The organism is Mycobacterium sp. NGS67, assembly GCF_059812185.1.
The window spans coordinates 39,321-52,792 of record NZ_JCALCF010000003.1 but is presented as its reverse complement, the minus strand read 5'-3'; the positions used below and the strand labels follow the sequence as shown (position 1 = coordinate 52,792).

16 protein-coding genes and 1 pseudogene are annotated in these 13,472 nt (G+C 66.1%); 3 read left to right on the top strand and 14 right to left on the bottom strand.

The genetic code is table 11. The features are described from left to right. Positions 1–142: 142 nt before the first annotated feature. From AC5Y4D_RS03195 to AC5Y4D_RS03180, 4 genes are all read right to left on the bottom strand, one after another. The gene (locus tag AC5Y4D_RS03195) at positions 143–1,090 is read right to left on the bottom strand and encodes an NAD(P)H-dependent flavin oxidoreductase (protein WP_500036332.1); all 948 of its coding nucleotides are present in this window, start codon (positions 1,088–1,090) and stop codon (positions 143–145) included. Then, positions 1,080–1,481 carry an NYN domain-containing protein gene (locus AC5Y4D_RS03190; protein WP_500036331.1) on the bottom strand — a complete coding sequence of 134 codons (402 nt, stop codon included), beginning with the start codon at positions 1,479–1,481 and terminating at the stop codon, positions 1,080–1,082. The genes AC5Y4D_RS03195 and AC5Y4D_RS03190 overlap by 11 nt, the downstream gene beginning before the upstream one ends. A gap of 18 nt (positions 1,482–1,499) precedes the next feature. After that, the gene (locus AC5Y4D_RS03185; protein WP_500036330.1) at positions 1,500–1,760 is read right to left on the bottom strand and encodes a hypothetical protein; all 261 of its coding nucleotides are present in this window, start codon (positions 1,758–1,760) and stop codon (positions 1,500–1,502) included. 82 nt (positions 1,761–1,842) lie between these two features. Further along, positions 1,843–2,478: a PE family protein gene (locus AC5Y4D_RS03180; protein WP_500036329.1), complete on the bottom strand. Its 636-nt coding sequence runs from the start codon at positions 2,476–2,478 to the stop codon at positions 1,843–1,845. A gap of 308 nt (positions 2,479–2,786) precedes the next feature. Here AC5Y4D_RS03180 and AC5Y4D_RS03175 point away from each other — a divergent pair, with 308 nt between their 5' ends. Beyond that, entirely contained in the window at positions 2,787–3,113 is a 327-nt protein-coding gene (locus AC5Y4D_RS03175) for a PE family protein (protein ID WP_499945897.1), read from the top strand. On the opposite strand, the gene AC5Y4D_RS03170 is transcribed toward AC5Y4D_RS03175, so the two are convergent. Both AC5Y4D_RS03170 and AC5Y4D_RS03165 read right to left on the bottom strand, forming a co-directional pair. Then, entirely contained in the window at positions 3,079–3,774 is a 696-nt protein-coding gene (locus AC5Y4D_RS03170; RefSeq protein ID WP_499945896.1) for a response regulator, read from the bottom strand. The genes AC5Y4D_RS03175 and AC5Y4D_RS03170 overlap by 35 nt on opposite strands. Beyond that, positions 3,756–5,459 (bottom strand): sensor histidine kinase, encoded by a 1,704-nt coding sequence (locus tag AC5Y4D_RS03165; protein WP_500036328.1) that lies wholly within the window; start codon positions 5,457–5,459, stop codon positions 3,756–3,758. Before AC5Y4D_RS03165 ends, AC5Y4D_RS03170 begins: the two co-directional genes overlap by 19 nt. Before the next feature lie 87 nt (positions 5,460–5,546). On the opposite strand from AC5Y4D_RS03165, the gene AC5Y4D_RS03160 reads away from it, so the two are divergent. Next, positions 5,547–6,452: an NAD-dependent epimerase/dehydratase family protein gene (locus AC5Y4D_RS03160; protein WP_500036327.1), complete on the top strand. Its 906-nt coding sequence runs from the start codon at positions 5,547–5,549 to the stop codon at positions 6,450–6,452. A gap of 34 nt (positions 6,453–6,486) precedes the next feature. Here the strand turns inward: AC5Y4D_RS03160 and AC5Y4D_RS03155 are convergent, their stop codons facing one another. The 6 genes and pseudogenes from AC5Y4D_RS03155 to AC5Y4D_RS03130 form a co-directional block, all read right to left on the bottom strand. After that, positions 6,487–7,242: an SDR family NAD(P)-dependent oxidoreductase gene (locus AC5Y4D_RS03155; RefSeq protein ID WP_500036326.1), complete on the bottom strand. Its 756-nt coding sequence runs from the start codon at positions 7,240–7,242 to the stop codon at positions 6,487–6,489. A gap of 131 nt (positions 7,243–7,373) precedes the next feature. After that, positions 7,374–7,643, bottom strand: coding sequence for a hypothetical protein (locus AC5Y4D_RS03150; protein WP_499945892.1), 270 nt, complete (start codon positions 7,641–7,643; stop codon positions 7,374–7,376). Between the two features lie 87 nt (positions 7,644–7,730). Next, a pseudogene (locus tag AC5Y4D_RS03145) lies at positions 7,731–7,937 on the bottom strand (nitroreductase/quinone reductase family protein); the annotation flags it as partial. Between the two features lie 12 nt (positions 7,938–7,949). Further along, on the bottom strand, positions 7,950–9,380 hold the full coding sequence (locus tag AC5Y4D_RS03140; RefSeq protein WP_499945891.1) for an amino acid permease: 1,431 nt from the start codon (positions 9,378–9,380) through the stop codon (positions 7,950–7,952). Between the two features lie 37 nt (positions 9,381–9,417). Then, entirely contained in the window at positions 9,418–9,711 is a 294-nt protein-coding gene (locus tag AC5Y4D_RS03135) for an EF-Tu/IF-2/RF-3 family GTPase (protein ID WP_499945890.1), read from the bottom strand. Between the two features lie 122 nt (positions 9,712–9,833). Further along, positions 9,834–10,838 (bottom strand): NADP-dependent oxidoreductase, encoded by a 1,005-nt coding sequence (locus AC5Y4D_RS03130; RefSeq protein WP_499945889.1) that lies wholly within the window; start codon positions 10,836–10,838, stop codon positions 9,834–9,836. Between the two features lie 260 nt (positions 10,839–11,098). Here AC5Y4D_RS03130 and AC5Y4D_RS03125 point away from each other — a divergent pair, with 260 nt between their 5' ends. Then, positions 11,099–11,305, top strand: coding sequence for a hypothetical protein (locus tag AC5Y4D_RS03125; RefSeq protein ID WP_499945888.1), 207 nt, complete (start codon positions 11,099–11,101; stop codon positions 11,303–11,305). 96 nt (positions 11,306–11,401) lie between these two features. On the opposite strand, the gene AC5Y4D_RS03120 is transcribed toward AC5Y4D_RS03125, so the two are convergent. Beyond that, positions 11,402–12,211, bottom strand: coding sequence for a glycoside hydrolase family 16 protein (locus AC5Y4D_RS03120; RefSeq protein ID WP_499945887.1), 810 nt, complete (start codon positions 12,209–12,211; stop codon positions 11,402–11,404). A 52-nt stretch (positions 12,212–12,263) separates the two neighbouring features. Next, positions 12,264–13,451, bottom strand: coding sequence for a PPE family protein (locus tag AC5Y4D_RS03115; RefSeq protein WP_499945886.1), 1,188 nt, complete (start codon positions 13,449–13,451; stop codon positions 12,264–12,266). Between the last annotated feature and the right edge of the window lie 21 nt (positions 13,452–13,472).

Here is a 13,472-nt window from a genome sequence, read left to right as displayed (position 1 = left end):
TTGACTGTTCTGGCCTTGCATCGGAACGCTTTGTCAACAAATTTGACAATGCATGAATTGACGGATTGTCGCTGGCCGCTTGTCGAATTTTTCGAACGGCGCTCATAGTCATCGGGGATGAGATCCGATATCCGCAGTACGGTTATGTGCACGAGGCTTGGCCGAGACGACGGGCCGTCGCAGCCAGCACCTCCCGGCACCCGGCCCACATGCCGGCGATGATGTCAGCCGCCGGCCGCAGATCCTCGATACGCCCGGCCACCTGACCGGTGTTGGCGACGCTGGCGTCCATGTCGCCATCGAAGTAGAGCCGCTGGACCCGTTGCAGCGCGGCGCCGCCCGCTTCCACCGAAGCTGTCGCATCCAGCTTTTCCGCGGCGGGCGTGCGGATCACCCGCATCATCCGCCGGCCGTCCAACGGCAGTAAGACGGTGCCCGTCTCGTCCGCACTCACCACCGCCTGCTTGAGATTGCCGTGGACCGGGGAGTCCGCCGAGGCGAGCAGTCGCGTGCCCATCTGCACGCCCTCGGCGCCGAGGACGAGCGCGGCGGCCATGGAGCGGGCGTCGCAGATGCCGCCCGCGGCGACGATCGGGACGTCGACGTGGGCCGCGACCAACGGCAACAGCACCATCGTCGAAGCGCCGAACCGGTTCTTGAACCCGCCGCCTTCGACACCCTCGACCACCAGGCCGTCCACGCCGGCATCGACGGCCTTCCTGGCCGCCGACAAGGTACCGACGACGTGGAAGACGGTGATGCCCGCATCGTGCAGGCGTGCGGTGAACAGCCCCGGATCTCCGGCCGAGGTCGTCACGAACCGAACGCCGTTGGCCACCAACAAATCCACCATCGCCGGGTCACGGTTGAACAGCAGCGCGATGTTGGCTCCGACGGGCCGGTCGGTGAGGTCGCGTACGCGGCGCAGATCGGCACGGCCCTGCTCCGAAGTGGTCTCGATGATGCCGAGCCCGCCGGCGTTGGATACCGCGGCCGCCAGTTGCGCGCCCGCGATGTAGGTCATCGGCGCCTGAATGATCGGGATCTCGATCCGCGCGAGCGCACAGACCCGGTTTTGGTCAATCGGCATGTCGTACTCCGGATTTGGCGTCGCGAGGGTCAATCAGGTCACGGAATCGTTCCGCACGGTACACCGACGCGCCCAGGCTGCGGACCCGCTCGGCAAGCACCTTGTCCGAGGTCACCACTTGGATCTCACCCGGCAGATCGGCGGCTTGCACCAGTCGCACGATCTCGTCGTCGGCGGAGTTCGCGGCCGCTCTGGGTGCATGCGTCACCTCGATAACCGACGCGGCGATGGGTGCCGCCGGCGGACGCTCGAACACGACGGTCACCCGATCGCCGGCTGCTGCCCAACGGTCAAGCCGCCGCACCAACGTCGTCATGGCACGCTGACGGTCCCGCCACCATCCGTCGGGGCGGCTTCCGATCACATTCATGCCGTCGATAATCCAGCGCACACCTCACCGTACGGCGACTCAGAACCACCTACGCTTGCGCGGCGGCCGCTGAGCCTGGCTCTTGGCAGCCTCCTCCATGCTCCCGAGGGCATTGATGACCTCGAGCTGGGACAGGATCATCAACCCGTTCAACTGTTTGAGCCGTTCCGGGTTGTTCTCGATCGATTCTTCGTCGTCGACGTAGACGAGCAAAAAGTCGCGCAGGGCCTGACTGCCGGCCATCCGTTCGGGCACCTTCATCTGCCGCAGGATCGAGGCCATGCCAGGTTCGTCGGTCACAACGTCGCTCCTTCACGATGGGGTGTCAGCGCTAGCGTAAGAGTGCGTGGCCTGATGCAGACCCGACGCGCGAGCGGGTCCGTCAGATCAGGCGCTGACCGTCGGCTCGGTCGTCGTCGCCATCGCGCCGATTGTCGTCCGACTCGTCGGCCGGTTCGGTGGCCGACGCCAGTCCCGGCTTGGAGGAGCCCGTGGCCGGGGTGCCCGCGCCCATCCCGCTGCCCAACGGGGCGGCGCCGCTCATTGCCGACGTCCCCGCGCCGGCCGCCGCTGACGTCATCGCGGACTCTTGAGCCAAGCCGGCTACCACCGGAGTGGTTGCGGCGGCGCCCAATTGGGTCTGCACCGCCGCAGCGCTGGACAGTCCGCCGCCGCCCGATCCGGCCATCGAGGCCAACCTGGACATGGGGCTGGAACTGAATGCCAAAGCGCCCGCAGCGATGTCGTCGGATTCCCCGTACATGCGCGCGATGTCGGTCAACGCGGTGCCGGTCCGCATCAGCTCTTCTTGGGCCGCCGCGTTGGACGCCAACATGGTGGCGGCCTCCTGCGCGAACGCAAGCACCGCCTGCATCGAGACCTCTTCGCCCCCGGCGGGCACCAACCCGCTCAACACCGACATCGCCGCGGTGGAGCCCGCGCTGATGCCCTGGCTGCCGATGTCGACCAACTGCGAGCCGATGTCACCGGCAGCCGGGTTGTGGGACATGGAATCCATTGCCATCTGCGTGCTGCTCCTGTGCTCTGTGCGCGGGTCACCCATCATCACTCGACCGTGCTGGACAACACGTCAATTCTAAGCCGCCCGGACCGGCCCGAATGCACGTTTTCCGGTCCATGAGCACAATGCGCAAAACCAGGTAATCGTCGCTTACTCCGACTATCGCCCACAACCGCGACAGCTTTGTGCCGCCGCCCTAGCTTCGACTTCACGAGCAGCAGGTGCGACGCGAAACGATCAAGCACCCGCCGATGGCGGTGTCACCGGTTTCGCACTGCGGGGGCGCAACAACGAGGAGTACACCAATGCAGACCATGACATTTCATCCGATCGTCGGGGATATCGGCGCGCAGGTCGTCCAGATCGGTATCAGTTCCCTACAGGCCGGCGACCAGGCGTCGATGTCGGTGACCGGTCTCGCGCCGGCCGGCGCCGACGAGGTGTCGGCGCAGGCGGTGCTGGCGTTTCATGCCGAAGCCGCCGCGATGCTGGACCTGAACAGGGCGGCCCAGCAGGAGCTCATCCGGGCCGGTGCGGCATTCACTCAGATCGCACAGACCTATACCGATGTCGACCAGCTGGCCGCCGATTCTCTGGTTATCCCGATGTCCTATCCCTGGGCCGGCGATTAGCAGAGTCGACCGCCCTGAATTCTTGTTCGGGACGTCCGGTGGTCCCGTAGCGCAGCCCGACGCTGACCTCCCCGGTCGTGGCCAGCGATGCCAGATACCGCTGCGCGGTGGCTCGCGAGATGCCGATCGCCGCGGACATCTCGGCGGCCGACATCGGCGCTGTCGTGGAGCGCAGGGCTTGCAGCACGAGCTTTTTGGTGGGGGAGGCCACGGAGGTGGACGGCTGCGCGGCAGTGACCCTGGGCCGCAGCGCGTCCAGTGCGGCATCCACGTCGCCGGCGGCGAGGTTGGGACCGGACAGGATCTTCCGGTAGCGGGCGTAACCGGCCAGCCGGGCGGCCAGTTCGGTGGTGGCGAACGGCTTGACCAGATAGCTCACCGCGCCGGCGGCCAGCGCCGCGCGAACGGTTTCGGCTTCGGTGGCCGCCGTCAAAATCATGGCGTCCCCGCGCAGTTCGCGCACGAAGTCGACGCCGGACCCGTCGGGCAGGTACACGTCGACCAGTGCCAGGTCGACGGCCGGGGCCTCGCGTGCCGCCGCGAGCGTGTTGACGCGGGCGGCTACGGCGAAACCTGGCATCGCGTCGACGATTCCGGCGTGCATGTTGGCGACCCGGAAATCGTCGTCTACCACCAGCACGGTCAGGTCTGCGCCGCCCACTGCTCCTCCTCGGTCATCACACCCGGCAGCCGGGCAATGAACTCCGCGCCTCGGAGCCCTTGTCCTGCAGCCGGATTGCCCGGACTGGACAGCCGAAGATCACCGCCCAGGGCACGACTGATCTGACGCGACAACGCCAGTCCGATACCGCGCCCGCCCGGTATCCCCGAATCCGGCTTCGTCGAGGTGCCCTCGGTGAACAGTTCCTCGACGAAGTCGGCCGCGACACCGTCACCGCTGTCGGCCACCGTCACGTGCAGCGTCGAACCCTCTTGCAGCAGTTCGACTTCCACCTCTTTGACCGGGTTGTCACTGGTCCGGGCGGCGTCGATCGCGTTGTCGACCAGGTTGCCCACCACGGTGGTGACATCCACCGGCAATTCGAGCCGGCCCGACACCCAGGTGTTGGCACCGATCACCAACGTCACCCCGGCTTCGCGGGCGGTCGCCCCCTTGGCCGCCAGGAATGCCTGCAGATGCGTGTCGCGGATGGAATCGATACCGGGCACCGCCGATCCCAGCGGGCCCGACCCGAGCAGTTCCTCCAGATACTGCAAGCCCTCTTCGACGTGGCCGGTGTGCAGCAACCCGTTGAGCAGATGTAAACGGTTAGCGAATTCGTGGCGCTGGGCGCGCAACGCGGTGCTCATCACCTGCACCGCGTCGAGCTGGCGGGTCAGTGATTCGACGTCGGTGCGGTCGCGGACCACCAGTACGGTGCCCAGTTCGCGTCCGTCGCGGTGCACTTTGCGTGCCGAGACGACGACGATGCGCTGACCGACGGTGGCCAGTGTCGGCGCGGTCGGGGTATGTTCGGACGTGGCCTGGACAACATCGAGAACCCTTGGTGTCAAACCGATTTCGCTGATATTGCGGCCGAGCTCGTTGGTGATCTGCAGCAACCGGCACGCCTCGTCGTTGACGAAGGTGATGGTGCCGGTCTGGTCGGTCGCCAGCACCCCCTCGCCGATACCGTGCAGCACCGCCGCCTGAGTGCGCACCAGCTCGGCCATCTCGGCGGGCCGCAATCCCAGAGTCAAACCCCGCCACCGCCGCGCCAGCGCGACCGAGCCGATCACGCCGATCAGCAGGGCGGCGCCGCCGAGCGGGGCGAGCACGCGCAGGTTCTTGGAGAATTGTTCGTCGAACGCCCTGGTGGAGACACCGACGCTGACCATGCCCAGCACCCGGTTCGTACCCGCTTCCAACACAGGGACTTTAGCGACGATCGAGCGGCCCAGGGTGCCCGATTCGTGGACCACCTCTTCGTGTCCGGCCAGCGCCTGACCGGGATCGGTGCTGACCCGACGGCCCAGCTCGTCGCGATGGGGGTGAGCCAGCCTGATGCCGTCGACGTTGGTGATCACGACGAACAACACGTGGGTGCGCTGCTCCACCCGGGAGGCGACGGTCTGCAGCGGGCCCGCCGCAAGCTCGTTCACCGTTGCGGGGTCCGTCGTCACCCGAGTGTCGTCGTAGCGCCGGATGTTGGTCAGCACGGTCGGGGACGAAGCCACCACGCGAGCGATATCCATTGCGTGCACGCCGTATTGCAGATCCAGGCGGTGCCGGTTGAACTGAGCGAACAGCACGAAGGCGACGATCAGCGTGAGCGTGACCAACACCAGTTGCAGCAGCAGTACCCGGCTGGCGAGCCGCAGGTCGATGCGCCCCCGGGTGGGCATGGGGGGACCCTACCACGGGTGCTGAGCAGAATGCGCAAAAGTCACCGGGGACGCGTCCTGGCTACCGAGGTCACCTACCATCAGCCCATGCGTGACTCGAAGATCCTGATCACCGGGGTGACCGGCCAGGTCGCCACTCCGGTCGCCCTGGCCCTGGCGCCCGACAACGAGGTCTGGGGTATCGCCCGGTTCACCGACGCGGCCGCGCGCAACCGTCTCGAGCAGGCAGGCGTGCGGTGCGAGACGGTCAACCTGGCCGCCGGGGACTTCAGCGCGCTGCCCTCCGACTTCGACTACGTGCTCAACCTGGCGGTGGCCAAGAGCGGCCGGTGGGACAAGGACCTGGGTGCCAACGCCGAATCGGTCGGCCTGCTGATGGCGCACTGTCGCGACGCAAAAGCGTTCCTGCACTGCTCATCTGCCGCCGTCTACGATCCGCCCGACGACGAAGTGCGCACCGAGCGTGCCGCCTTGGGCGACAACCACAAGCCGCTGTTCCCCACCTACTCGATCTCCAAGATCGCCGGCGAGACGGTCGCCCGCACCACGGCGCGCATCCTCGGCGTACCCACCACGATCGCGCGACTCAACGTCCCCTACGGCGACAACGGCGGCTGGCCGTTCTACCACATGGAGATGATCCTGGGCGGCATCCCGATCCCGGTGCCACCCGGCGGCGCGGCGTTCTACAACCCGATCCACCAGGACGACATCATCGCCACCATCCCGAAACTGCTTGCCGCGGCTTCGGTTCCGGCCGTGACGGTGAACTGGGCCGGCGACCAGATGGTGAGCATCCAGGAATGGTGCGGCTATCTGGGCACGCTGATCGGTCGGGAACCGGTGTTCAGCGAAAGCGACCAGGCGCTGCGCGGCAATCCCGTCGATGTGACCCGACTGCACGAACTCGTCGGCGGCGGCAGCACAGTCGACTGGCGCGACGGGTTACGCCGGATGGCGGCCAAGTTCCACCCGGACCTGGTCCAGGTCTAGCGATCCCGGAAACAGCCCGACCGCCGGCCGGAAGTCACATCACCGCGCCGCCGTTGACACCGAGCACCTGTCCGGTGATGAATCCCGCTTCCTCTGAACACAGGAAACCCACGGCGGCGGCGATGTCCTCCGGAGAACCCATGTGGCCCATTGGGATCAGTTTGGCCAACTGCTCGGGTGAGCCGAGTTTGCCCTCGGCCTGGGACTGGCGCGACATCGGCGTGTCGATACTCGACGGTGGCACATTGTTCACGGTGATGCCGACCGCGGCATACTCGTTGGCCAGCGACTTCGTCAATGTGATGACCGCGCCCTTCGCCGCCGCATAGTGCGCCATGTACGGGCTGCCGCGTTGCGCGCTCGACGACGAGATCATCACTATCCGGCCCCACTTGGCGGCGACCATGTCCGGCAGCGCCACCTGGCAGCAGTGAAATGTTCCGGTCAGGTTGATGTCGATGATCTCGGCCCACGACTCGACGGTGATGTCGGCGAACGGCGAGAAGGTTGCCTTGCCGGCGCTGGTCACCAGAATGCCGATCGGCCCCAGTTCGGCGCGCACCCGGGCGAAGACGCTCTCCACACCGGCCCGGTCGGTGACGTCCACCTGGACACCCAGCGCGGCCACACCCTTCGAGCCGAGGTCGGCGGCGACGCGCTGCGCGGCAGCGCCGTTCACATCGAGCACGGCGACGCTGTGGCCGCGTTGCGCCAGTTCATGACAGGTGGCTTCCCCGATACCCGAGGCTCCGCCGGTTACCACCGCTATGCGACTGTCCGTCCCGGTCAACGCCTCACTCCTCACGAATCATCTTCTGCCCCTAGGCTCTTGACTTGTCGACGGTAGCCTAACCTCTGGGTCGAACGGTCCGACGACCAATGGTCCCGAGCCGAAGCCCGGGACCATTCGTCTGTTGCGCGTCAAAGTCGATGGGATTCGGGGCCGTTGAAGTAGCGGTTCAGAAAGCCGATCGCGCCGGCCGCGGCGACCGTGCCGACGACGAGTGACACCACGATGTTGAAGGCCATCGGACCGACGAACCAGCCGAATGTCATCGAGACGTAGAGCATCCAGAGCAACCGGAAGAACGAACCGGCGGCCAGCACGGCCATGCTGATCCCGATCCACAGGCTGCGCTGCCGGTCGACGCGGTTGATGTGCTGCTCGATGCCGGCGGGGACGATGTTCATGGCGGTCTTCCTTTCGTGGCGCGGCGCCTCGTTGGCGTCGTCGTTGCGCCAAGTACAGAGCCGCCGGACCGCTACCGATCCCAAGAATCAGATCCGCTGCAGTTCGATGATCGGGATGACCCGGTCGGTCTTGTCCTGGTAACCCCCGAACCCGGGTGCCCGCTCGACGATCCGTGGGTAGACGGCGTCGCGTTCGTCGCGAGGCAGCTCACGGGCCCGCACATCGTAGGCGTCGGTACCGATTTCGATGTGCGCGTCCGGGTGCGCGCGCAGGTTGTGTAGCCATGCCGGGTCGACGTCGGTGGGTCACGGGGCGGGTTGTCGCATCTCGGCCTGGAACACACGGTACTGCTCGGCGCGACCGGGCCGGCGGCGCACGATCAGCCAGCCCGCAGCCAGCACGACGAACCAGGCCGGGAACCAGGCCAGAGCAACGGCGGTGTCCCGCTCCGTGGAGAGCGTCCAGACCACGAACACAAAGAAGGCCAACACGGCCCAGCACATCGCCACCCCGCCGGGCATCTTGTAGCTCGATTCGGCGTGCCGCTGAGGATGACGCCGCCGGTAGACCTGGTAGCTGATCACCACCATGGTCCAGACGAACATGAACAGCAGCGAGGCGACCGTCGTGATGACGGTGAAGACACCGATCACCGAACCACCCGCATACAGCAGCGGAACCGACGTCAACAGCAGCGGAGCGGTCAACAGCACCGCGGGCGCCGGCACGCCGGCACGGTTGAGCCGGCGAAACACCGACGGTGCGCTGCCTTCGTCGGCCAAACCGAAAAGCATTCTCCCCGTGGAGAACACACCGGAATTCGCCGACGAGGCCGCCGAGGTGATCACGACGAAATTCACCGTCGACGCCGCAGTCGCGAGACCGGCCAAGGCGAACATCGTCACGAACGGCGACTCGCCGCTGGCGAAATGCCGCCACGGGACGACCACCAAGATTGCCAGCAGCGCAGCGATGTAGAAGACCGCCACCCGCAACGGAACGGCGTTGATGGCGCGGGGGAGCGTGCGGCGCGGTTCGGCGGTCTCGGCCGCCGCGGTGCCGACGAGTTCCACTCCGACGAAAGCGAAGAAGGCGATCTGGAACCCGCCGACCAGGCCCAAGAATCCCGTCGCGAAGAATCCGCCGTCCTGCCAGAGGTTTTCGACCGCAGCGCGATCACCGTAGGGAGAGACGAACCCGGTGGCCACCAGCACCACGCCCACCGCGATCAGTCCCAGGATCGCGACGATCTTGATCAACGCGAACCAGAACTCGATCTCACCGAAGTTGCGCACGCTGAACACGTTGAAGACCAGCACCAGAGCTACCGTCACCAGCGCCGGTATCCACGCCGGCAACTCCGGCCACCAAAATCTGGAATAGCCGACTATCGCGACGATTTCGGCGATCCCGGTGACCACCCAGGCGAACCAGTAGGACCAGCCGACGAAAAAGCCGGCCGCGGGTCCGAGCAGATCGGCCGAGAAGTCGACGAACGACTTGTAGTTCAGGTTCGACAGCAGCAGTTCGCCCATCGCGCGCAGCACGAAGAAGACGAAGAACCCGATGATCGCGTAGATGACCACGACCGCTGGCCCGGCCTGGCTGATCGTCCGCCCGGATCCCATGAACAGGCCGGTGCCGATCGCGCCACCGATCGCGATCAGTTGAATCTGCCGATTGGACAGGTCGCGATGCAGGTGCCGGTCACCGTCCAACCCGGCGTCCTGCGGCATGGGACGACTTTAATCTGCCGAGCAGACGCAAAAGCCCCTAAATCGTCGACAAAAAGGGGGCGTTTGCGTCTGCTCGGCCAAGACCGGTGATCACGTCGCCGGACGCCACGTCATCACTGGCCAGCGTCGACAACAACAGGCCGACATTGTCACCGGCGCCGACCGTTTTCACCTTCTTGCGGAAGGTCTCGATAGCGTCCACCCGGACCTCGGGACCGTCGTTGATCCGCACCCGATCTCCGACGCTCAACTCTCCGTATTGCACCTCTCCGGTAGCCACCACGCCGCGACCGCGGATGACGAATACGTCCTGGACGGTCATGCGAAACATGCGACAACGCTACGTGCTACACGCTGACTGCAGCTCACATGCCGGCCCGACTCGACCTCCTCAACCCGTAATACGGTGTCCACCTTGGTTTTTCAGGGGCACTGCGTGTCATGACGATGCCACTAGGTGATCTTCACCATCAGCTTGCCGACGTTCTGGCCGTCGAAGAGCATGTTGATCGCGGTCGGCAACTGCTCGAAGCCCTCGACGACGGTTTCCAGCGGCGTGAGCTTGCCCTCGGCGATCAACCCGCCGATTTCGCTGATCGCTTCGGGAGCGCGGCCGAAATGGTCCAGCACGATGAAACCCTGCACGGTCGCGCGCTGGATGAGCAGGTTTCCGAACGCGCGTGGCCCGGGCGGCGGATCGGCCTCGTTGTAACCCGAGATCAAACCACAAAGCGCAACGCGCGCACCGATATTCAGCCGCGCGAAGACGGCGTCCATGATGGGGCCGCCCACGTTCTCGAAGTCGACGTCGATGCCGTCGGGCGTCGCCGAGGCCAGCTGCGCGTACCAGTCGTCCGTCTTGTAATCGACTGCGGCGTCGAAACCGAGTTGCTCGGTCAGCAACGCGCACTTCTCCGGGCCACCCGCTATTCCGACGACGCGGGCACCGTCTGCCTTGGCGAGCTGACCGGCGACCGAGCCGACCGCGCCCGCAGCCGCGGACACCACCACCGTCTCACCCAGCTTCGGCTTGCCGATGTCGCGGATACCGATCCAGGCGGTCAGCCCGGTCATTCCCAGCGCGCCCATGTAGGCGCTCGGAGAGACGCCGTCAGCAACGTGGACCGGCATCAGCGGCATCGTGTCGGACGCGACCACATACTCCTGCCAGCCGACCAGGCCCTGGACGGTCTGCCCCACCGGGTAGTTCGGGTTGTTGGAGGCGACGACCTCGCCTATACCGCCCGCCCGCATGACCTCGCCGATGCCGACGGGCGGCAGGTACGTCGGCACATCGGTGATCCACATGCGGTTCGTCGGGTCCAGCGAGATCCAGTCCACCCGAACCAGCGCCTCGCCCTGGCCGATGTCGGGGACGGGTTGCTCGTCGAGTTCGAAGGTGTCCGTTCCGATGCGTCCGGTGGGGCGTTTGTGCAGGAGAAAGCGTCGGTTGGCCATGCCCCGAACGGTACCCATGCGCGTTCCGCCACGTTGTCACCGGTGAGTGTTATAACGCTTTGCATGTCACGGCCGAACCCCGACCTGTTGGTCCGAGGAGCGCTTCCTGTGATGCAGATAACTGCCGAGTTGCAAATTCACGGCAAATTCTCATCTTCAGACACGGTTAGGTCACAGCTTTGCTGGGCATCCTTGCGAAACAGGCGACAAAAATACCCGATTTTCGCTTATGCGTGCTAATCGGAGAGGAGCTGACAATCATGGCGAAGGCAGCCGAGGCCAAAGTGATTGACCTCCAATCGCACCCGCTGTGGACGGCAGCTCAGCGCCGGGAACGCCAACTCGAAGCCGCTATGCGGCGCCACCCGGCATATATCGGCAGGCAGCGCGCACTCGCGATGGGTCACGACGTGCAGGGCGTTACCCACAGGCCTCGGCGCTACGGTACCGACGACGCTCCGGCCTGACGATTTCGCACGATTTTCGCTTTCGACCCCCATATTCGACACTTGTCGTATTGAACGCGCTGAGGATTCCGGCGTGGGTTTGCTGAAGTATTTCCTCTACCAGACCCGCACGTAGTCGACGAGCATCTGCGCCGGATAGGTCCCGGGTCCCGGGTCACCGCCACCGGAGCCCGCGACCGCGAGGTTGAGGATCGGGAACACCTGGTATCCGGGATTGTTGAACGGCCAATCCGCCATCGAGTGGGCGGCGACGGTGAAATAGGGCGCCGCACCATCGGCATAGTCCTGCCAGAAGCGCATGCCGGCGTCGTCCCACTGGACCCGCCAGGTGTGCCACCCGCTGTCGACCGCGATGTTGTGCGTCTGCCACTCCGAGCCGTTGGCCTTGGCGTGCACGGTCGTCGCCGAGGGCCACTTGCCGTTTCCGTACCACTCGACGATGTCGATCTCACCCTGAGCATCGCTGGACAACCAGAATGCGGGCCAAGCGCCGGCGGTCAGGCAGTCGAACTTGATCCGGGCCTCCCAGGTGTGCCCGATGCCGCCCTGCCACGGACTGAAGACCTTGCCGCCGTAGTAGGTGTCGCCGTCCTTGGCAGCCCGGATGACGAGGTTGGAGTTGCCGTCGATGAACACGTTGCGCCGGTCGTCGCGGTACTGCCCGACACGCTCGGGCTGCTCCCAATAGGTCGGGTCCTTCATGGTCTCGCGTGCCTTCGACACCGTCCACTTCGACGGATCTGGCGCCGAGCCGGCCGGTCCGTCGAATTCGTCGTGGAAGATGTAGGGCCCCGAGCCGCCGCTGGGCGCTGCCGAGACCTTGGGGGAGGGGACTGCGGTCAGCGCGGCCGCCCCCGTCATCAGCCCCGTCATCAAAAGCATGCGGCGACGATCTATTTCGCGCATAAGCAACGCACCATAGCAGCCGCGCCGAACCTCGGGAAAATCCGCGAACCGCTCAGCCGGCCGCCGGCGGTCGGGTCATGAACGTCAGACGGTGCCCGTAGGACGGCGTCTTGCGACCGTTCCCGGCGTTGATGAACTGGCCGAACGGCGGCGCCACCGGCGTGTTTCCGACGACAGCACCTTCCGCCGCGGCCGGGACCGCGCCCGCGCTGCCGGCGGCGGTCGCCGCCGGGGTCGCCGAGCCGGTCGCAGAGGTCCAGCTCACCGGCACCGACAGCCGGCCGAGCGGAAGCGACCTGCCCAGACCGGCGGTCACACTGCCGACCTTCGATCCGATGTTGCCCGCCGCAGACCCGGCGGCCTGAGCCGCACCGGCGGCCGCCTTGGCCGCGGGTGCCAGATTGTTCGCGAAGGTGTTCAACGCGATGGGGGCGCTGGTCGCCTGCCCGAAAGCCTGCCCGGACTGGAACACGCCCTGCAGTGCCTGCAGATACGGTTGGATGTACTTGCTGTAGAGGGGGACCAGGTCGTCGAGCGGCGTATTGGCGATCAACCACTGATCGATTGCCGTCTGGTTAATCGGCGACGACAGCGTCTTGAGGACGTCGGCGACCCTGGTGTTGATCGGGTTCATCACGCTGGTGAGCTGGTTCTGCAACGACGTCACCTGTGACTTGAATGCCGCGAGGGTCTGGTCGATCACCGCCAGTGGGTCGGCCACGTCGGCCGGCTGCGGCAACTCCGTCAGTTCCGTCGCCGCCGCCGAACTGCCCGCGTAGGTGTACATCGCGGCCGCGTCCTGAGCCCAGAACTCGGCGTACACGGCCTCGGTCGCTGCGATCGCCGGGGTGTTCTGACCCAGGAAATTGGTCGCAACCAACACCGCGAGCAGGGCGCGGTTGGCCGCGATCACCGGCGGCGGGATGTGCGCCGCGAACGCCGTCTCGTATGCCGCCGCCGCCGCATAGGCTTGGCTCGCCGTCTGTTCAGCCTCCACCGAACCGCTGTCCAGCCAGGCGATGAACGGAGTCACCGCCGAGAGCAGCGCCGCAGACGAGGGCCCCAGCCACGGGCCACTGGTCAGTTCGGTGATGACCGACCGATGACCGGACGCGGCGGCCTGCAGGTCCGCGGCCACCCCGCTCCATGCCGCCGCGGCAGCCAGCAACGGACCCGACCCCGGTCCGGCGTATATACGTCCCGAATTGATCTCGGGCGGCAAAAGGCCATAGTCGACCATGGTTTGTCCCCCAGATCCGAC